A 20,292-nucleotide genomic window follows, 5' to 3' on the forward strand; every position below is an offset into this window, starting at 1 on the left:
TAGATGGGGCTGCTAATACTGTTATTTTCCAAATGTAAGTGGTATACGAAGCTCTGCATCTGGATAATTCGTAGTATATTTCCAAATATAAATATCAAGATCTTTATCTTTAAAATTCTTATACTCATCCATCTGCTTATTATTTTCATCACCAAGTATGCGAGTCATCATAGGCATTCCATAATTTCGCTCTTTATGATCTAGATAATAAGTCTGAGAGACACCACCAAATGTAGGTTCAGTGCTAAAGGATTCCACATAGAGATTGCTATCTTTCTTATAGTAAGTCCATGTAATTGAATACTCTCCAATCGTAGATGTCTTACTTTGAGGTGTATCTGATATATCAGTCAAATGAATCGGTTGCTCGTCACCGTCTTTTATATCAACACGATGTTTAGCTACCAATGCCACAGATTGATTCGCTAACGAGGTCACATCCACTCCAGTCAATTCAAAACGAAGTTCGGTTTTATAAGGCTCGTTTTCTATATCCCATCTACCTCCATCCAAAAGTACGCCACCAATATCCAGCTGATAGTCCATGTAAGGAATATGTGCATATTTTTCCTTATGGGCCAGTATTAAACGTACCTGTGTTGGAGTAACTTTCATTTCATGAATTACTATTCCATTAGATGCATTTTCTAAAGGAATATTGACGACTTTTTTAAATGATCCCTTGTTTAATTGTTCTTTGGATAAATTCATCTCTATATTCCAATTATCCTTTGCAATATCTAATGTATGTTCATAAGTCAGTTGGAACTTTGTATCCTTCGCTCGTAAGCTGTCTGAAGTGAAAATTTGCTGACTAAAGTATTCACCAGTTGCACCAGGAGTTCCAAAAACAGGTGTTTCCGCTTCTTTAATAGTCTGATTTTTATCATCTAGCGCCTTAATTCGTACCCATTTGTTCTTCATTTCAGAATCTGTAAATTGAACCGCTGATTGAAGCATTACTTTCCCGTCTGATTGTTCAAAGGTTTGTAGAATTACATTGTCAATTCCATCCTTTTGAATGGTGAAATTCTGCGTATGAGAGTCATTAGGGTTGTAATTAATAGGCAGTTCTTTATCACCAATAGAATGAATATTCTTCATTAAAAATTTAATGTCTGACTTCTGATTATCTGCCACCCAATCTGTCTCAAAATACCCTTGGAAAAGACCAAGATCTTCATTCCAGCGATGTGAGTAATTCCCTTGAATAAAATCACCATTAGAATCTTGAAGTCCGATTTGATCAAAACTCACATTCATTCCATCCCAAGTGGCATCAGGTTTCAAACTATATAAAAGAAAGGTTCTGTTATCATCGATAAACGCCGTATGTACGGTCAACGTAAACCCATCCTTCGTAACAGATTTCTCAATTGTCTGCCCTAAGCCCTGATCTAATGCAGACTGAATACCAGCTCTATAAGATAGAATAGTTGACCAATCATAGTTCAGTGCTGCATAGACAGGTGTAGCCATTAGAGCAACAGCTAATCCTGCGACCAAAACAAATCTCTTCCTTTTTCGAGGTAGAAGTTCGATCGGTTCATTTACCATTTTTAGTTCATCCTGCTGGATACCATTCCACATTTGTTCAAAGTCAGGATACTTCATGTTATGGTCTGCGTTCATCTCTTTTTTCAATTTCTTTTCAATGCGTTCCAAATTGATTCTCTCCCTTCAACCATAAATTTTGATTTTTTTCTAGTTTTTTGCGCATGATTTTCAATGCCTTATGGAGTCTCGATTTCACTGTTCCCACTGGAATCTTTAGGGTTTCCGCAATTTCCACTAATGATAGCTCACCAATGTAGCGGAGGGTGACAACAGCCATTAACTTTTCTGGTAGCTGTCTGAGTAGTGCCTCCCACTCCTCCTCAGCTGCCTTCTCCAGTACAATGGTGTCTACAGATTTAACTGATGCCGTAGTTTGCTCCTGTAGCAACTGTACCTGACTCACTTTTTTTAACTGTGCCTGCTTTCTTTTAAGCAAATTTAAACATTGATTCATCGCAATTCGTAAAATCCAAGCACGTGTATGCTCTACACTTCTCCAATCCTGACGAAAGACGGTGACAAATACATCATGGCAGAGATCTTCCGCATCTTGGGCATTCCGTAGCATGTAATAACAGGTACGGTAAACATCTTTGTTGTATGAATCGAATAATTCACGTTCTGTCAATCCAAGGCACTCCTTTCTGATGGTTCTACGTTATAAACAAATGACTACTAGAAAAGGTTCATTTTTTTAAGAAATTCATATACGTACTTTTTAATTTAGTGTTTATGTAAAAAGATCGGTTAACATGTGCAAAATAAAAACAGATGGCAATATAGAGGTCCATTATGGAACATCTAATCCATCTGTTTTTGCCTATCGGGTAATGGTGAATATAGGAAATACCACGAATCACATTTGATTCTTCTAGAAACTAATTTTAAACTTCACCTTTTTTTCGTGCTGTCATTTCATCTTTCATTTCATCTTTTAAAGCTTCAATTGACTGTTTACGTCGCTTATTTTTTTCCTTTAGCCTGTTACTTTCTAGAGGATCTGCAAATTCCATACTAATTTCTGCTTCCTGCACTTTCTCCTCAGTATTTTTAACAATATCACGAATGCGTTCAACATTATTGGAGCGATCATCTGGTTTTCGATGTCTTGAATTAGCCATGTTAACCTCCTCAAATTATGACATAAGGTTATTTTGGAATGATTTTATCATTATATGAGTGCTAACTTTTACTAAAATAACATCCTTTAAGCGCTATCTATCCAATAATTCTACCTTCATTAGAAGCAATTAAGTTTCCACCTGACAGGATTTTTAGACAATCTCTTCCTTCAAACCTTCATAGGCAGATTTTGAATGCATAAATACATATAAAACTAGGGAGAGGAAAATAGCTACAATTCCAAAGACAATACAGACCATTTGTAGGGAGAGCCATTCCGCTAGCAACCCTAAGGCTAACGTAAAGACAATCTGTAGCACATTAATGACCATCGTTGAAACACTACCAAAACGGCCCATAATTGATGTCGGTACACTTATTTGATAAAAGGTGCTATAGCCCGCATTACAAAATGACATACATACTCCTAATGCTATAAAGCTAATAATCGCCATTGTCACATTCGGTGAAGAGTAAAACAATGTATAGCAAAGTGTGGTCAAAAGCAGACCATAGACAATATATTGTCTTGTTGAAAATCTTTTAGCATAGCGAGCAGCCATTGCTCCACCAATAATAGCCCCAATTCCAGCGATACTAACGATGACACCATATAGACTATCTGAAGCTTGAAGGTTTTGCTTAATAAATGTAGCTTCCTGTGAATCTAATGCAAAGGCAATCATCAATGCACCTTGAAAATAAAGAAATACTTTGGAAAAGACTTGCTCCTTTTTTATATAGGCGTAGACAATACCATAATCCTCTTTTAGCATCCTCCAAGTAATGGGTTTTCGGTGCATGTCCTGATGATCTTCTACTGCGGGAAGCTTAAAAATTGAGAGTGCACAGATAAAGAACGTCAAAGCATTAAACCAAAACGCTATAGAAATATTGGAAATGGCAATGATAAACCCAGCCAATGCTGGTCCAATTAAAAATGAGCCTGAGCTAAACATTCCTAATATTGCATTAAAGGATTGTTTATCCTCATCTGGTATATATTTTGAAATATAATAGGTACTACTTGGCCCAAAAAAGCTACTTGCTATATTAGATAAAAATAAAACACAATAGATGAGCCAAATAGAGGACGTAAAAGGTAACAATAAAATCAATATGCCACGAATAATATCACTATAAATCATTAATTTTTGTTTATTCGATCGATCAATGATGGAGCCTGCAAAAAAGCTTGTTAAAATTCGAGCAATCGGTCCTACAATAAATATACTCGCCATAGCAGTAGGCGATTCTGTTAAATGCCAAACTAATAAATTGAGCGCAACTAGATTCACCCAATTTCCTAAATACGAGAAACCAAAGCCAAATAGAATGAGCCAATACTTCCTAGCAATGCTCATAAGTCCCCTTTCTATCACCAAAATGAATGATTGGTCTTTTTTGACATAAAAGTATTCCTTTAGATAATCATATCTATCGATGAATAGCTGTGCAACTAAAAATAGCAACCCTTAGCTAAATTCATAGCTTTGGGCTGCCTTTTTAGTTAGTTGAATCTCGATCGATTAATATCGGTTTGAAGCGATATAGTTTTTGGTCATCAGCTAGATGCTCTTTTTTAATTTTTGCTAAGAGCAATGATGCCGCTTTCTGTGCCATTGGTAAAATGGGCTGTTGCAATGTTGTAATGGAAGGTGTTAAAAAATTGGCATATGGTACATCATCCACAGCAATTACTTGTACATCATTAGGCACATGTAAGTTTCTTTTTTTAATATAAAGCATTAATTCTTGGAAAATACGATCATTTGCCGCAATGATTCCTCTTGGTGGTTGCTCCAATGTAAATAATTGATTAAAAATCTCTGTCATCTGAGCTGGCTCACCATTTTTTATATAGCGCTCATCGATCAACAGATTCCTATTTCTGAGCGCTTGACGAAATCCTTCTAAACGTTCGACACGAGGAGTAATCGGTAAGGCTAAAGAAGTAGTGATAATGGCTATTGGTTGCTTTCGAAATGTCTCCACTGCCGTATCCATGGCAGAAAAATTATCAAGCAATACAGCAGGAATATCTACTCCCTCAATAAAACGGTCAATAAAAACGATTGGCATTGCTTGTTGATGAAGTCTTATGTAGAGATTTTTGTTTTCTCCTGTTGGAAAAACGATTAAGCCATCCACCTGTTTTTCTAGTAAAGTTTCGATATGCTTTTTCTCTTTTTTAGGGTTATCCGCTGAGTTACACACAATCATATGAAAGCCTTCTTTATCGAACTCTGCTTCCAATGCATTTATTATTTTTGTTGAAAAGTCATGGATAATATTCGCCACAATAATACCAATTGTAAAGGTAGATTTCTGTTTTAAGCTACGAGCCATTAAATTCGGACGATATTGCAATGCTTCAATAGCCTCTTCAATTTTTTTACGAGTCTCTGCACTCATATATTCATATCGCTTATTCAAATATTGCGATACTGTACTATTCGAAACATTTGCATATTGTGCAACATCGGCAATTGTTGTTTTTTTCACTAAAATCAATCTCCTACCTATAATATGAAAACTCTCCTTGGTATTATGTAGCATAGCATACTTTACTGGTTAAATTAACTATTCAAATAGTTATATACTTGTTCAGGTAAGTCAATGCCCTTATCCATTGTTTCCACACTACGTATCTGTTCAATTTCACCAGGCACTAGTACCTGATCAAAATTTGGTGCTGTTGGCGCATCATGTAATTCATTTATCATTTGCGAGATATTTGCTTTGAATTGATCTACATCTCCAAAAATATTTGGATCTAATACATATAAATATTGTCCTAGATTACGTTTCTGTTCGTAATCACCATACATTTTTGAAATGTGTGGACCAAAAGCTGCACTTGCTAAAATTCCAGAAAGAACATCTACTACAAGTGCCATACCATATCCTTTTGGCCCTGCAAACGGTGTTAAAGATTTTACTTGGTGTGGGTCTGTAGTTGGTGCTCCTTGTGCATCAACTCCCCAGGTATTTGGAATTGTCTCCCCTTTTTCACGTGCATATAGAATTTTCCCTAGCGCTACATTGCTTGTTGCCATGTCCAAAATAATCGGTTTATCGTTGGTTGGAAAACCGTAAGCAATTGGATTCGTACCAAAGTAAGGCTCTTTTCCGCCAAAAGGAACAACTGCGGAGTCCGTTTGAGAGCACATAATAGCAATTAAATTTTCACTCGTGGCTTGTTCAAGAAAATAGCCGAGTGCCCCACAATGGCTACTCTCTTGAATAATCGTTGTACATGAGCCATGTTCCTTAGCCACTTTAATGGTTTCATCCATAGCTTCCTTACAAATGACATGCCCAAAGCCATTATCACCCTTAAAAAGAAGGTGATTTGTGCCTCTTTTTTCTACTGAAAAATGAGGGTTTTTCGTTATTCCACCTGCCTGTAAACGTGTTATATAATGCTCCACGCGCATAACACCGTGAGAACTGACACCACGTAAATCGGCATAAATCAAAACATCTGCTACTTGCGCTGCTGTTTCAGCTTCAACACCTTCAGTTGTGAATTTTTGAACTACTATTTTTTTTAATGCTGGTACAGAAATATTCATTGAAAATCCTCCCCATTATTTAAAATAGATTTGTGCTTTATTTGTGTTGTATTGTTTTGCCTCAAAGTAAGAAATAGCTTCATCGAATGCAATATGCTTCGTGACATAGCCTTTCTTTATAGCTCCTGACTGCATGTAGTTCATAACCGTCTCAAAATCTTCTAACGTAGCATTACGGCTGCTTTTCAATGTTAATTCCTTTGAATGAAATTCAGGATCATTAAATGTAATGGTTTTCTTCATTAAACCAATAAACACTAATGTGCCACTATTTTCTACGTATTGAAATGAGGATTCCATTGATTGTTGATTGCCTGTTGCATCAAAGACAACTGTAGGAAGTTCACCATTAAATTTTTCATGTAACTGCGCCATTATGTCATGGCTACCAACAATCACACCATCCGCTTCCGACCATGCCTGTCCTTCTTTTAAACGTTCTTCGTTCAAATCCATTAATACTGTTTTTGCACCGCGTAACTTAGCAAAACGTGCTGCTCCTAATCCAATTGGCCCTGCACCGATAACAAGTACCGTATCATTTTCTGTTAGTTCCGAACGACGTACTGCATGGGCACCAATAGCTAATGGTTCCACAATGGCTAATTGGTCACCTGACACAGCATTATCAGTAATTACAATACTGTCATCAACTACGATATATTCGCCCATACCACCATCCATATGTACACCTAATACTTTCAAAGATTTACAGCAGTTTGTTTGACCTCGACGACATGCAACACACTCTCCACAATGGATGTATGGAATAACTGTTGCACGATCTCCTACTTGGATGTCCTTAACTGCTTCACCGACTTCTTCCACAATAGCAGCTAGTTCGTGGCCTAACACTCGTGGATAACTAAAGAATGGTTGTTCACCTGCAAAAGCATGTGTGTCTGTTCCACATACACCAATATGCGTGATTTTTAATAAAACATCATGACTTCCTTCAATACTAGGCTTGTCTACTTCACGTTCCACCATTTGAAACGGTTCATTAATGATTAATTGTCGCATGCTATTGCCTCCAATAAACTAGTAATTGTAGATAATTGCTGAATAACCTCTACTGCATCACACTGGAAATATTGTTCGATAAATTGTTGCATTGGCTCTGACTGACCTTGTTCAAAATAGTTATGGATTTCAGTCAGTTTTTCAATAATTTGATCAGATTCACGCACGGAAAAGCGTGTTGGATTCATTGCATATATCCCTATTGCTAAAGCTTGATAGTATATTTCTGTTTCAGCGTAAGGGGCAATACGTGTTTGCCACTTGGATAACTCATTTAATTGAATATCATATAGCTGATGCTCAATAAATGGGTTTAAAAAACGTTCAAAGACATCTTGCTGATAGTGCTCATCCACTTGGAAGCGTTGGGTAAAATCGTTTGTTACTTTTTCAATAAAGGCTCGAACACCTGCATGTGAAAATGCCTCTCTTACAGTTTTATAGTTAAAAATCTTGCCGAATGCTGAAAGCAAAATATGACTACCATTTAAAATGGCAACTTTGCGTTTTCGATACATGTCTAAATCATCAAAGACAAAAGGGAAATCATGACTTGTTGGCCAATGTTTAAATGGCTCTTTTTGATCAATTACAAATAAGAAATACGGTTCACAAACTGTGTAAAGGGCATCCTCCCCCTGATAATCCTGTGGATAACCTGTTACAATACGGTCTACAAGTGTATTACAAAAAGTTAACGTAGCAAGCCAATCATTAAATGCTGTAGGCAACTTCCAGTCTTTAGCATGCTGTAGACAAATTGTTTTTAATGTAGAGCCATTCTGTTCTATTAATTCCAAAGGCACAATTGCCACTTGTTTTTCACCTTGAAAATGTTTGTAATATTGTTCTAGAAAGACGGTTAACTTTGCTGCATAGCTTGTTGGACAAGCCGTAGGATAAGGAATATTTTCATAATAAATCCCTGCCTCTGTTGTATTAGACACAATCATTTCTAATGTCTCAGACTGTGCATATTGTAAAAATGTAGGCCAGTTCTCATATGGATGAATAGTATCTTGAATAATCTTAACAGTGGTTTCTTCTTCTACGACCTCACCGTTTTTTAGCCCACGTTCCATCACAGTGAATTGCAGCTGTTGTTCTTCTAGCAGTTTAACTGTTTTTCCTCTTGCTGTTGCTGCGACAGAAACAATACTGCAAGGGACTTGTAGTTTTTCAACTGCTAGGTCAAAAAAGCCTCTGATAAAATTCCCATCACCTATTTGCATAATTTTAATAGGATGTTTCATGTCATTTCTCTCCTACATCGTCACACCATCTTTAAAAATGGCGATTTCTTTGAATCCATATTTCTCATTATTCGTTTGCACTTCACCTGAAGCTAGCGCTACTATATAATCCATAAATTCATCGACTAATATATCCATCGGCTTCCCATCCACTAACTGCCCTGCGTTAAAGTCAATCCAATTTTTTTTTCGTTCATAAAGTGGTGTGTTTGTTGAAATTTTGACTGTTGGTGTAGGTCCTCCAAAGGGTGTTCCCCTACCAGTTGAGAAAAGGACGATTTGGCAGCCTGTTGAGGCCAGTGCTGTTGTTGAAACAAGATCATTTCCTGGACCGTTTAGTAAATGTAGCCCCTTTGTTGTCATACGTTCGCCATAATCAAGCACTTCTTTTACCTCTTGAAAGCCCCCTTTTTGTATACAGCCAAGTGATTTTTCTTCCAATGTTGTTATTCCACCCGCTTTATTTCCTGGAGAGGGATTTTCATAGACAGGTTGATTATATTTCATAAAATACTGTTTAAAGTCATTTACTAAATGCACAATATCCTCAAAAACAGAGGCATCTTTTGCACGTTCCATTAAAATCTGTTCAGCACCAAACATCTCTGGAACTTCCGTTAACACCGTTGCACCTCCAGCTGAGATCAACTGGTCAGAAAATACACCAATCATCGGATTAGCGGTAATGCCAGAGAAACCATCACTACCACCACATTTCAAACCAATTTTCAGTTCTGAAATAGGTAATGTTTGTCTGTCAAATGTCGACACATAGTCAAAGGCTTTTTCAAGCAGTTGTTGACCCTCTTCCATTTCATCTGCTGATTCTTGAACATTTAAAAAGGAAACGCGTTGTTCATCATAATGACCAATTTTTTTCTTAAAAAGCTCAATATAATTGTTCTCACATCCTAGCCCTAATACAATGACTGCCCCTGCATTAGGGTGATGAATTAAATTAGCTAAGATTTTTTGTGTATACGTTAAATCATCACCAAGTTGTGAGCAACCATATGGATGAGCGAAATGCTGTACACCATCAAAATTGTCAGCCTTCAATAATTGGTTGCCTAACTTCGCCAGATTTTCAGCTACTTTGTTAATACATCCAACAGTATTAATAATCCAAATTTCATTTCGAACACCAACCTGACCATCTTTTCTACGATACCCCTTGAACATGCGCTGTGCATGACGAGACTCGGCTACGGGATGTTTTTTTTGATTAAATTCATAGCTTAATTCACCCGATAAATTGGTTTTCATGTTATGGGAGTGAACCCAGCTACCTGCTAGGATTTCTTCTGTCGCATGACCAATTGGAAAACCATATTTCGTGATGTGTGCATCTTTAGAAAGAGTCTTGATGGCGATCTTATGCCCACGTAGTACTTGTTGCTGTAACGTTATTTCCTTTCCATCCAATGGAAGTAAAAAGCCTTGAGGAAGATCACTCAAGGCTATGGCAACATTGTCCATCGGATGAATTTTAATAACTGATTGATTGTTCATTTGAATCCATCCTTTCTATTTCTAAGCTATTTCTTTATGAACTATTGGTGTAACAAATTTAATAACTGCTAATGAAGCGATAACCGCTAAGCCGCCTGCAAGTAGGAAAGCTGCGGAGAATGTTCCTGTTCTGTCTACTAGGAAACCTGTTAAAGTTGGCCCAATAATACCAGCTGTGTTTGCAAGGAAGTGCATAAAGCCACCAACAGATCCAACATACTTAGATTCCACCACATCATTAATGATTGCCCAGTAAATAGCCCCTGTTAAATATAAGAAGAAAACAGAGGTAGCAACAAGCGCAACAGCACTAACTGTTGTTGTTACAATACCTGCACAGCCAATCGATACAGCTGCTAAAAATAAACATGTCACTAGAACGACTTTACGAGAGAATAAAACTCCCTTACGCATAAAGCGTTTGTAAATGAAATCTGAGACAATTCCGCTCAATGCTAAACCTAGGAATCCTAAAATCCACGGAATAACCGTTACAATACTCATATCTTTTACAGCCATTCCACGAGCTTCTACTAGATAGCTTGGGAACCAAGTTAAGAAAAAGAATAGGATATAGTTATAGGCAAAGAACGAAAAAGCAGTAAATAATACTGTTGGTTGTTTTAAATAATAAGATAGACCACGACTATGATTGATATCTTCTGCTGCAATCTCTAAGTTTGCCATTGATTCTACACTGTCTTCTTTGTTTGGCTTTTCTTTCACCACTTTAAACCATACGATTGCCCAAATAAATCCAAGAATCATGATCGCAATAAATGAATATTTCCATCCATATGCTAATGCAATATAACCAACGATTGGACCTGCGATTGCACCACCAAGTGGCGTACCACTATTGGCTAGCCCTACTACAGAGGCACGTTTATCCGCAGGAAACCAGTTATTCACCATCTTATTTATGGTTGATGACAATGGCCCTTCCGCCATACCAAATACAATACGAACAATAATCAACGATGCGAACCCAACGACTAAAACCATTGCTCCACTAAATAAAGACCATACAATCATCGCTACAAATAGCGTTAACTTGGCACCAAATTTATCGGAAGCCATTCCACCTAAGAAGTTAAAAATGGCATACCCAACAGAGAAGCTACTAAAGATAATCCCTAATTGGGTTGACGTTAGATGAATATCTTCTTGAATAAATGGTGCTGCAATTGATAGTGCTGAACGATCTAAATAGTTAATGACACCCGCTAAAAATAGCATGACAATTACAACCGTTTTGCCGTCTCCAAAAATACCTTGTTGTTTCATATCATTCACCCCTAAATTTGAAATAAATCCCCTTTGCTAAACGCCTGAATAAGCCATAAATCCACCATCAACAGGAATTGTTACGCCAGTGACAAATGCTGAGTATGTATCATCAGCTAAAAATAATAAAGTTCCTAATAAATCTTGTGGTTTTCCAAAACGCTTTTGTGGTGTAGCTGTAATGATTTTTTCTGAACGTGCAGTTAATGAACCATCTTCTGTTAGCAATAAATTACGGTTTTGTTCGGTAATAAAAAATCCAGGTGCAATGGCATTAACACGTAAACCTGCTTCTGCAAAATGCACCGCCATCCATTGCGTAAAGTTATTAATCGCTGCCTTTGCCGCGCTATATGCAGGCACTTTTGTCATAGGGGCATAGGAGCTCATGGATGAAATATTAATAATCGTCCCCTTCGTTCTCAGCAATGCTTCACCAAAAACTTGGGCAGCCAAAAATGTTCCTGTAAAATTATTCGAGAATACGCTTTCAAAACCACTTGGTGTTAATTCAAAGAAATTTGGTGTAGTCGATTGTTCTTTATATACTTCATCAGCCGTAATGGCATCTGGATGATTGCCGCCCGCTCCATTAATCAGTACATCAATTTGACCATATTGCTGTAAAATTGCTTGTCTCGCTGCTATTAACGACTCTTTGTTTAAAACATCCACAGAAAAATTAATTGCTTCTCCGCCATTTTCTGTAATCGATCGGACGACTGCTTCTCCTTTTTGCGCCGTACGATTTAAAATAGCAACTCGCATACCTTGCCTAGCCAATTCTATTGCCATCTCTGAGCAAAGAACTCCACTACCACCCGTTACAACAGCCACTTTATTTTGCAATGCTTCATGCACCTTACTCACCTACTTTTAAAATAACTTTACGTACTTCATTTTGGTTTTTTTCTATATATTCAAATGCTTCTTTTGCTTCATGTAATGAGAAAGTATGTGTAATTAAACCTTGATGCTGTAGCTTTCCAGCATCAACAAGCTTCACTACATTTTCAAATTGGAATGTTTGTAAACGTGAGCCTTTTATCGATAATTCCTTTTTCGTAATTGGTAGTGGGGCAAGCTCAATGGCTTCCTCTCCAAAGCTAAGGACTACTACTCTCCCAGCAACTGAAACAGCATCGATAGATTGCTTAAATGTTAGTGGAATACAAACTGCATCAATAGATACATTGACACCTACTCCATCTGTCCATTGGTTAACAGCCTCTAATAAATCTTGCTCGTTTACATTAACAACTACATCTGCACCAAGTTCTTTTGCAAATGAGAGCTTTGCTGGATCCAGATCAGAAATCATCACGCGTGCATCTATTAATTTAGCCATCTTTAAAATACAAATGCCAATCGGTCCGGCCCCTTGAATCAATAGTGTCTCACCAGCCTGTAATTCACCACGATATACTGCCTGCGCGCCAATTGTATAAGGTTCAATTAAGACTGCCTCTTCTAAAGAAGTGTGGTCTGCTACTTTATGCAATTGCTTTTCAGCTACAACAAAACGCTCACGCATGCCTCCATCTTCATGAACACCAAAAACAGAAAGTTGTTCGCAGACATTTGGTTGTCCTTTACGGCAAGCATAGCACTCACCACAATAACGAATTGGTTCGACTACAACCTTGTCACCAGCTTTTAAACCTTGTACGTCTTGACCAACCTCTAACACTCGGCCAGCAACTTCATGCCCAGGTACACGAGGCAATGTCGCTAATGGATTCGAGCCATGATAAATATGCATGTCTGAGCCACAAATACCAACATATTCTGTTTGAACAAGGACATCTGTTGACTTTGTTATTACTGGTTCTGCTACGTCAATTAAAGCCATTTCAAAAGGTTTTATTACTTGTAGTGCTTTCATACACGTCACCTATTTCTTCAGATTTTCATAAGCATCCCAAAGTCCATTTAAATACATAATGCCAAGTGCTCGATCATATAAGCCGTAGCCTGGACGACATTGTTCTCCCCAAATATGACGACCATGATCTGGACGTACATAACCTTCATAGTTTTGGTCATTTAATGTACGTACAATATTTTTAATATCGATTGAACCATCCGATGTAAAATGTGATGTTTCAAAGAAACTACCATTTTCCATAATCTTGACATTGCGGATATGAGCAAACGGAGCACGATATGCATATTTTTCAGCGATGGCTACCATATCATTTTGTGGGTCTGCTCCCATTGAACCTGAGCAGAACGTAAAGCCATTTGCCATGGAATCAGAGATTTTAATTAATTTTTCATAGCTTTCTGCTCCTGTAATAATGCGAGGTAAGCCAAAGATGGAATACGGTGGATCATCTGGATGAATCGCCATTTGAATACCTACCTCTTCCGCAACTGGTAAAATAGCTTGTAAGAAGTAAGTTAAGTTATCCCAAAGTTTAACTTCATCTACTTCTTTGTACTGCTCAAATAATTCTGAAAGTCGAGCTAATCGTTCTGGTTCCCATCCTGGAAGGGTTAAATCCGAAGATGCGCTTACTTCATTCACCAGTTCTTGTGGATCTAAGTTCATGACCTTTTCCTTATCAAAATAGAGAGCCGTTGAGCCATCTTCTAATGGATGGAATAAATCTGTACGTGTCCAATCAAATACGGGCATGAAGTTATAGCAAATAACTTTGACACCCACTTCACCAAGGTTGCGAATAGATTGTTTATAGTTTTCTATATATTGATCACGTGTTGACAATCCTAATTTAATATCTTCATGGACATTGACACTTTCCACGACATCTGTATGGAATCCGAACGATTGAATATAGTCAACTTCATCTTGAATAGCCTCTTTAGTCCATACCTCTCCTGCTGGTAGGTGATGGAGTGCCCAAACAATACCTTTTACATTTGGTATTTGCTTCACATCTTCTAATTTCACTGTATCATTGCCACGACCATACCATCTAAATGTCATATTCATACGTCATTACCTCCTAGTTTGATAGATTTTCGATATATGCTTTGGCACGTTCCACTACACCTGCATAGCCATCTTTTACAAATGCTTTATTTAAATCACTTCCAATCCCAACTGCAACTGCGCCTGCTTCTAACCATTCATTCATATTAGCCAAACCAACACCACCTGTAGGCATAATTGTGATATGTGGTAGAGGCCCTTTAACGACTTTAATAAAGTTTGGTTCAAATTGATTTCCCGGGAATAGTTTAATAATGTCACTTCCACCTTCAAGTGCTGTCACCATTTCTGTAATGGTCATACAGCCTGGTAAATATGGAATGCTATAGCGATTGCAAAGCCTTGCAATTGCAGCGTTATAGCTTGGACTAACAACAAATTTGGCACCGTTTAAAATCGCATGGCGTGCAGTTTCAACATCCAAAACTGTGCCAGCTCCAATTATTGCATCGCTATTGCGTAATGCTTTAAAAGTTTCTTCAACAAAAGGCGTTGTATACGTTATTTCGATTGCTCGAATGCCACCTGAGATAGCACCTTTTGAAATTTCCGTTGCTTCTTCAGGTGAATCCCCACGAATAACAGCTACAATTTTTGCATCTGACAACGCTTTCAAAATTTCGATTTTTTGCATTCCTGACAACTCCTAACGCTCAATTAGTTTTTCATCACCAATAAATTGCCTTAATTCTTGCAGGGATGGAAGCCCTTCATTATCTCCTTTAATTGTTGCTACCAATGCACCTGCACCATTAGCTAAACGGAGGCGTTCTACGATATCATCACCATTTAAATAGCTATAGACATAGGCAGCATCAAATGCATCCCCTGCTCCAACTGTATCAATGGCACGAACGGAAAATGCTTCTCGATCGTACTGTTCAGTGGCTGTATAAACGGTGGCGCCTTGTTCACCTTTTTTCACAATAATTTCATCTATTTTATAACTCTCTTGAACGTCTTTCACTGTACGCCCTTCAAATAAAAGCTCAAATTCATCCTGTCCTGTTAACAGAAGATTGATAGATGGATACACTTTTTCGTATACCGCTCGGGCATCTTCTATAGTCCATAGTTTTAAACGTAAATTTGGATCAAAAGATATTGGAATATTTTTCGCCTGTGCTAAAGCAATTAATTTCAATGCAACTTCAATGTTATGTTCACATACTGCTAAATACACGCCGCTAATATGTAATAGGTCCACATCATCCAGTACTGACTCATCTATACGATCTTTTGTCAGCTCCAGTAAAGGTGATGGGTTGCGGTAGTAAAACGATTTACCTGCACCGTCTTCCCGAATCTCCTTAAAGTAGATAGACGTTGGAATATGTGGTGTTCGTAAGACATGTGATACATCAATCCCTTCACCACGCGCAAAGTTATAAATTAATTTGCCAAATTCATCGTCTCCAATACAACTAATCCATTTTGCTTCCATATCTAAACGCGTAACACCTATCGCAAAATTTAATTCTGCACCACCCACAGCTCGCTCAAAGGAAGGAACGAAACGTAGAGGACCTGTCTTAGATGGATTAAAAACGACCATTGCATCCCCAATCGTTGCAATTCGTTTATTTCTCAATATGTTCATCCCCTTCACAAGTAAAACGTTTTAGTAAAACGTTTTACTAATACTAACACGATTTTTTTTACGTTGCAACAATAATCCGATTATTTAGATTGTTAGCGTCAAATGACCATTATTGTCTTACATGCATAAAAAAACCTCGTAAAAGACAGAAAATAATCTATCCTTTTACGAGGGCAATCTATTTTATTGATAAAATGGCTTTACCTTGTAGCCGTTTTTCTCTAAATGATAGCGAATATTTTTATCGATTAGGAAGTGACCTGAACCAACAACAACAAAGTACTTACCTTCTTTTTCTTCCAGTACATTCATGATTTTCTTGGCCATTTGTTCATCACGTAGACCAAATAGCATTTCATTAAATTCAGATGATGTACCTTCCATTGCTTGGAAGCTTTTTGCAAACTCTTCAACATTTCCTTGCTTCCAGCTTGTAAACCACTCTTGAAGTACTTCAGATTGATTTTCTTCCGCTGGATGAATGATACTATCCAGTACAGCGACTAATGACTGCTCCTGTGCCTCTGGTGATAATCCTTCAAACATATCAACCTGTGCTCTTGTACCTTCTAATTCAATCACTGGCTTTTGCTGCAACTGTGCATTTAATAAAAAGTAGACATCGATACCGTGCATAGCCATCTCTTGAGGTGTCATACCAAAGGAATCGTCCATAGCTAGCATCGATAATGCACTCGAAAGCATCCACGGCTTTTGAACTGTTAGCTGGTCCATTGGCAGATCATAAAGCTTTGCCACTTGTTCAAGCTTCGCATATGTTTCTGGTGCAACAGCATCTTTCAATGTTGAGCCATCTGTATACATTGCTTTCTCTGAATAGTATTCAAGTGCTTCCGTATCCAAGATATTCGCCTCTACTAGCAGTGCATCAGATTCATCAAATGCCGTTACTAATTTTTTATCGAATGGATATAAGTCTGGTGTTCCTAAATGAATAGAGCCTAATAAGTAGATAAGCGTATCCTCGTCCTCTACTACCCAGGCCACCCCTTTAGAGCCTTGCTCTGCAAGTGCATATGTACTCTGAATGAAACGAACAGCTAGCAAAACAGCCTGTTGAGTGGTTGCCTTTTTCTCTAACTGAAGTCCATTGGGAGAGCCTTGTAATATATTTTGCTCTTTCATAAATTGAACAGCATCTGTACCAACAGGTAAATCATACCGTGCTACAATATTATACAAGCGATTGACAATATCACCACGTGTATTATCGTTTTTCACACTTACTGGTTTGTATTGTTTATTTTCAGCTAAACCTAGAGAGGCAACCTTCTTTTCTGTTAAAGCTAGTAGTTCATTTACTTTGTCCACTGGAATTTCCTGAAGAAAACCATCGAAGTACCATTCAGTTGAGTAAATCCCGTATTTTTCGCCCTCATTTAATGTTTCTATTGCCCATTCGCTTATCGACGGTAATAGGGGTGTTGTTTGCTCTTCAGCATGAATCACAGGGACAACTGTCGTCAGCATTAATGAGGCACCAAGCAACGCTGCACTCGTTCGTTTCATCATCTTTTTCATCAAATTCTTTTCTCTCCCTTTTCCTATTTTATGTATAAGTATCGTATGAAATTATACCATATACTTTCCAACTATTTTATAAGTAAAAGTGTAAATATTGACAAATATGTATTGACATTTCTCTATTTTGAAATAGTGGAGGTCAAATTTAATAAGACGATGACAAATTATTATGTCATCGTCTTTTTCGTTTATTAGTAGAGAAGGTTTATTGAATAAATTTAGGATCTAATATACCTAAACCACTGCCTTCAAGTTCAAACTTCACTTTTGAAACTCCATCTAAATTAACATGAACCTTTACCTTATCTTTGATTGCTCCACTATCATAAACTAATTTCCCATCTGCGTAAATTTTCATGAAACCTATTCCGAAGGAATTAGCTGCTAATTTTTTAATTGGTGCCAAATAGGTTTCGAATCCCTTGTAATTTCCATTGGCTAAGTATTCCACTGTATGGTCTTGAACTGCGCCTCCCCCATGATAACCACCAAGCTGATAGGATCGCTCAAATTTTTCACCTGTACTAATAATGACAGAGCTTGGATTGTGGAAGAAGTGGTCTTCATCACTTCCAATAGGTTTTACATCTTTTAAAGCGATGAATTTTGGAACATCACCAATATAAACGGATTTTGTTTTCCCATCCCATGTTACTTTTTCACCTAAAGATTCAGCAATAAATCGCATTGGGACATATATCGTGCCTTGATAATTAAATCCAGATTGACCTTCTGGCGGTACTTTCTCAACCTTATCTACATAATAATTAATTGGATCCTGAAACACGCTAATCTTTTTCATGTCACTTGCTGCTTCCGTTGTTGAAAAGTAGGTAAAAGTCAAACCTCCTACTATAAAAAACCCTATGTAACTAGTTATTATAAATAGCTTTTTCATAAAATCACTCCTTAAAATAAACATAGATATATGTAATTATACCAGAAATTTCATACAGCCTTTAAAAGATTTTTATATCAGGATATTTTTTAAATTTATTTGTGAGCAATTATACGATTAATGGCAAAAACTCAATCCAATTAATGGATCGAGTTTTACTTTTTAATTATCGAATAACTTTCTTCTTAAAAATAGACGGTAGAACCTCTAACAACCGTTCACGTGTAATGGGATCACAATGATTCCATGTAAAATCTATGAAATGAGTCTTACCAGGAGCAAGCTCGATTAACGTGGCGATTTGTGGGCAGTAAGTAATCGTTAGTAATTCTTTGGGGGAAGCCAAAATAAAATTACGCTCTCCAGCATAGTGATTTATTTGATGCTGCTGAATTTCTATCCATGCTTGCCCTTGCTCGATTAGCTGCATTACCTGAGGAGTAGGACGAAAGCCAAGAGATTCATACAAGCTTGCAGCCAATCCAGTCTGACACATAACATAATATTTAGTATCTAACTTGAGATAAACAGTAGCCGTCTCCCCAGCAACATAAACATCTGCTAATTGCCTACGTACCAATCTTACTTTGTTCTCATATGTAGAAATCCACTTCTCTGCCGCTTTACTCCGTTCAAATAGTTTAGCGATATATCGTAACCGCTCAAATAGACTAAACTTGCTATTCAGTATAATAGTAGGAGCAATCGCATCTAGTTTCTGCAAATCATGTTCAGGATGAAAATAACTAAGCAATAATAACTCTGGCTGCAGCTGTGCGATTTTATCCGGATCTACCCAATGCCCAATACTATGAATGTTCCTTAATTTATTGTGATAAACCACGTTATCTTTCATAATTGAGATGGCCGCACCTATAGGAGGTATGCCTAGAACAAGTAATTCCCCAAGTGTAAATTTGCCATCAGTCACAATACGTGTTGCATCTTTAGGAACATGAATCTTTCTACCAAATGAATCGATAACTGTTCTTTCTGGAGTATGAAGTTGAATGTTTGCATATTCACGTGGGGTGTTTCCGGTTAATTTATGAAAGCATCGACTAAAATAATATTCATCCTTAAACCCAATTTGTCGAGCTATTTTTCTCAATGGCTCAGTTGAATTACTTAGAATTTTTTTTGCCTGGTTTATACGTACATGAGTCAAATAATCCGTCGGCTTTTTACCGGTCAATATTTTAAACTTTTGACTATATTGCCATCTTACCATTCCAGCCATGTTAGCTAATTGTTCAACTGTCAAGTCCTCATCATAGTGCTGTTCTATGTACTGTACAGTTTGTTGAACCAATTTTGTCTTTTCTTCGTGCTGTAACTGGTTAGCTTGTTCATCTAACTGAACCATCATAGCTAGTATTTGCTGAAGTCTACCTTGCAACATGGCCATTTCTAATGTGGATAGAGAGGAACAAAATTGATTATTGTTCGAAGCTTCATTTCCTAATACCTGCTTGACTTGAGAAAACAACAGATGATAGGGATAACCATGAAGCAGGGGTGGATGAGCAATTCGGTTCAAAGTCATTCCTTCTACTTCAAAGGTTTCAAAGGTAAAGCGAGCAAGCTGTGCCTCTTTGTTACTTGACTCTACCGTGTAGCTTTGTATAGGCAAAATGAGCGTACAGCTTCCTTGTCGTAGATCGATTGCCATTTTGTCTACATACAGTCGTATGGCAGGACTGAGTGCTATCAATAATGTGCATAAATTTGTTTCATGATTATTTATTCCCTCATTATGGCTAGTAGCTGACATTATTCGATCAACTTGAAATCGATCATAGTGTTGTAGTCTAATATATAAGGATGTCAGATTCATAAGCAACTCTCCAAACATTGAAAATGATTCTCATTATCGTCATTGTAACATATAATGACCCACTATCAACGATTGTTCGAGTATGTGCTATTTAGAATACTAGCGGTTTAAAAATTGATTG

The 20,292-nt window shown here is 37.4% G+C and carries 18 protein-coding genes; all 18 read right to left on the minus strand.

Annotated features, from left to right (window positions below):
* Positions 1-21: 21 nt before the first annotated feature.
* Positions 22-1,665: a DUF4179 domain-containing protein gene (locus tag MKY76_RS22245; protein WP_342557178.1), complete on the minus strand. Its 1,644-nt coding sequence runs from the start codon at positions 1,663-1,665 to the stop codon at positions 22-24.
* Positions 1,652-2,185 carry an RNA polymerase sigma factor gene (locus MKY76_RS22250; protein ID WP_066037930.1) on the minus strand — a complete coding sequence of 178 codons (534 nt, stop codon included), beginning with the start codon at positions 2,183-2,185 and terminating at the stop codon, positions 1,652-1,654. The genes MKY76_RS22245 and MKY76_RS22250 overlap by 14 nt, the downstream gene beginning before the upstream one ends.
* A gap of 256 nt (positions 2,186-2,441) precedes the next feature.
* A complete protein-coding gene (locus MKY76_RS22255) occupies positions 2,442-2,678 on the minus strand; it encodes a small acid-soluble spore protein Tlp (RefSeq protein ID WP_066037929.1) in 237 nt (78 codons plus the stop codon).
* Between the two features lie 153 nt (positions 2,679-2,831).
* Positions 2,832-4,043, minus strand: a complete 1,212-nt coding sequence (locus MKY76_RS22260; RefSeq protein WP_342557179.1) for an MFS transporter — start codon at positions 4,041-4,043, stop codon at positions 2,832-2,834.
* Between the two features lie 142 nt (positions 4,044-4,185).
* The gene (locus MKY76_RS22265) at positions 4,186-5,184 is read right to left on the minus strand and encodes a LacI family DNA-binding transcriptional regulator (protein WP_054549715.1); all 999 of its coding nucleotides are present in this window, start codon (positions 5,182-5,184) and stop codon (positions 4,186-4,188) included.
* A gap of 74 nt (positions 5,185-5,258) precedes the next feature.
* Complete coding sequence (gene allD / locus MKY76_RS22270; RefSeq protein WP_342557180.1) at positions 5,259-6,257, minus strand: ureidoglycolate dehydrogenase; 999 nt, start codon at positions 6,255-6,257, stop codon at positions 5,259-5,261.
* 15 nt (positions 6,258-6,272) lie between these two features.
* Positions 6,273-7,280 carry a zinc-binding alcohol dehydrogenase family protein gene (locus MKY76_RS22275; RefSeq protein ID WP_054549717.1) on the minus strand — a complete coding sequence of 336 codons (1,008 nt, stop codon included), beginning with the start codon at positions 7,278-7,280 and terminating at the stop codon, positions 6,273-6,275.
* Positions 7,268-8,533: a hypothetical protein gene (locus MKY76_RS22280; protein ID WP_342557181.1), complete on the minus strand. Its 1,266-nt coding sequence runs from the start codon at positions 8,531-8,533 to the stop codon at positions 7,268-7,270. The genes MKY76_RS22275 and MKY76_RS22280 overlap by 13 nt, the downstream gene beginning before the upstream one ends.
* A gap of 12 nt (positions 8,534-8,545) precedes the next feature.
* Positions 8,546-10,045 carry an altronate dehydratase family protein gene (locus MKY76_RS22285; RefSeq protein ID WP_342557182.1) on the minus strand — a complete coding sequence of 500 codons (1,500 nt, stop codon included), beginning with the start codon at positions 10,043-10,045 and terminating at the stop codon, positions 8,546-8,548.
* 21 nt (positions 10,046-10,066) lie between these two features.
* Positions 10,067-11,332 (minus strand): MFS transporter, encoded by a 1,266-nt coding sequence (locus MKY76_RS22290; protein WP_112116856.1) that lies wholly within the window; start codon positions 11,330-11,332, stop codon positions 10,067-10,069.
* A gap of 36 nt (positions 11,333-11,368) precedes the next feature.
* A complete protein-coding gene (locus tag MKY76_RS22295) occupies positions 11,369-12,202 on the minus strand; it encodes an SDR family oxidoreductase (protein ID WP_103118980.1) in 834 nt (277 codons plus the stop codon).
* The gene (locus MKY76_RS22300) at positions 12,195-13,217 is read right to left on the minus strand and encodes a zinc-binding alcohol dehydrogenase family protein (RefSeq protein WP_048393955.1); all 1,023 of its coding nucleotides are present in this window, start codon (positions 13,215-13,217) and stop codon (positions 12,195-12,197) included. Before MKY76_RS22300 ends, MKY76_RS22295 begins: the two co-directional genes overlap by 8 nt.
* Positions 13,218-13,226: 9 nt before the next feature.
* The gene (gene uxuA, locus MKY76_RS22305; RefSeq protein ID WP_103118982.1) at positions 13,227-14,291 is read right to left on the minus strand and encodes a mannonate dehydratase; all 1,065 of its coding nucleotides are present in this window, start codon (positions 14,289-14,291) and stop codon (positions 13,227-13,229) included.
* A 13-nt stretch (positions 14,292-14,304) separates the two neighbouring features.
* A complete protein-coding gene (locus MKY76_RS22310) occupies positions 14,305-14,925 on the minus strand; it encodes a bifunctional 2-keto-4-hydroxyglutarate aldolase/2-keto-3-deoxy-6-phosphogluconate aldolase (RefSeq protein ID WP_342557183.1) in 621 nt (206 codons plus the stop codon).
* Positions 14,926-14,937: 12 nt separating this feature from the next.
* Positions 14,938-15,891, minus strand: coding sequence for a sugar kinase (locus tag MKY76_RS22315; RefSeq protein ID WP_112116859.1), 954 nt, complete (start codon positions 15,889-15,891; stop codon positions 14,938-14,940).
* Between the two features lie 183 nt (positions 15,892-16,074).
* Positions 16,075-17,433 (minus strand): TraB/GumN family protein, encoded by a 1,359-nt coding sequence (locus tag MKY76_RS22320; RefSeq protein ID WP_342557928.1) that lies wholly within the window; start codon positions 17,431-17,433, stop codon positions 16,075-16,077.
* Between the two features lie 208 nt (positions 17,434-17,641).
* Positions 17,642-18,334 (minus strand): stalk domain-containing protein, encoded by a 693-nt coding sequence (locus tag MKY76_RS22325; protein ID WP_342557184.1) that lies wholly within the window; start codon positions 18,332-18,334, stop codon positions 17,642-17,644.
* A 166-nt stretch (positions 18,335-18,500) separates the two neighbouring features.
* The gene (locus MKY76_RS22330) at positions 18,501-20,171 is read right to left on the minus strand and encodes a helix-turn-helix domain-containing protein (RefSeq protein ID WP_342557185.1); all 1,671 of its coding nucleotides are present in this window, start codon (positions 20,169-20,171) and stop codon (positions 18,501-18,503) included.
* Between the last annotated feature and the right edge of the window lie 121 nt (positions 20,172-20,292).

The organism is Lysinibacillus sp. FSL P4-0201, assembly GCF_038593425.1.
GTDB lineage: Bacteria > Bacillota > Bacilli > Bacillales_A > Planococcaceae > Lysinibacillus > Lysinibacillus capsici.

Coding starts and splice junctions, on each gene's coding strand:
- MKY76_RS22255 (WP_066037929.1), bottom strand. CDS start 2,678: ATGGCTAATTCAAGACATCGAAAACCAGATGATCGCTCCAATAATGTT.
- MKY76_RS22260 (WP_342557179.1), bottom strand. CDS start 4,043: ATGAGCATTGCTAGGAAGTATTGGCTCATTCTATTTGGCTTTGGTTTC.
- allD (WP_342557180.1), bottom strand. CDS start 6,257: ATGAATATTTCTGTACCAGCATTAAAAAAAATAGTAGTTCAAAAATTC.
- MKY76_RS22275 (WP_054549717.1), bottom strand. CDS start 7,280: ATGCGACAATTAATCATTAATGAACCGTTTCAAATGGTGGAACGTGAA.
- MKY76_RS22280 (WP_342557181.1), bottom strand. CDS start 8,533: ATGAAACATCCTATTAAAATTATGCAAATAGGTGATGGGAATTTTATC.
- MKY76_RS22285 (WP_342557182.1), bottom strand. CDS start 10,045: ATGAACAATCAATCAGTTATTAAAATTCATCCGATGGACAATGTTGCC.
- MKY76_RS22290 (WP_112116856.1), bottom strand. CDS start 11,332: ATGAAACAACAAGGTATTTTTGGAGACGGCAAAACGGTTGTAATTGTC.
- MKY76_RS22300 (WP_048393955.1), bottom strand. CDS start 13,217: ATGAAAGCACTACAAGTAATAAAACCTTTTGAAATGGCTTTAATTGAC.
- uxuA (WP_103118982.1), bottom strand. CDS start 14,291: ATGAATATGACATTTAGATGGTATGGTCGTGGCAATGATACAGTGAAA.
- MKY76_RS22310 (WP_342557183.1), bottom strand. CDS start 14,925: ATGCAAAAAATCGAAATTTTGAAAGCGTTGTCAGATGCAAAAATTGTA.
- MKY76_RS22315 (WP_112116859.1), bottom strand. CDS start 15,891: ATGAACATATTGAGAAATAAACGAATTGCAACGATTGGGGATGCAATG.
- MKY76_RS22320 (WP_342557928.1), bottom strand. CDS start 17,433: ATGAAAAAGATGATGAAACGAACGAGTGCAGCGTTGCTTGGTGCCTCA.
- MKY76_RS22325 (WP_342557184.1), bottom strand. CDS start 18,334: ATGAAAAAGCTATTTATAATAACTAGTTACATAGGGTTTTTTATAGTA.
- MKY76_RS22330 (WP_342557185.1), bottom strand. CDS start 20,171: ATGAATCTGACATCCTTATATATTAGACTACAACACTATGATCGATTT.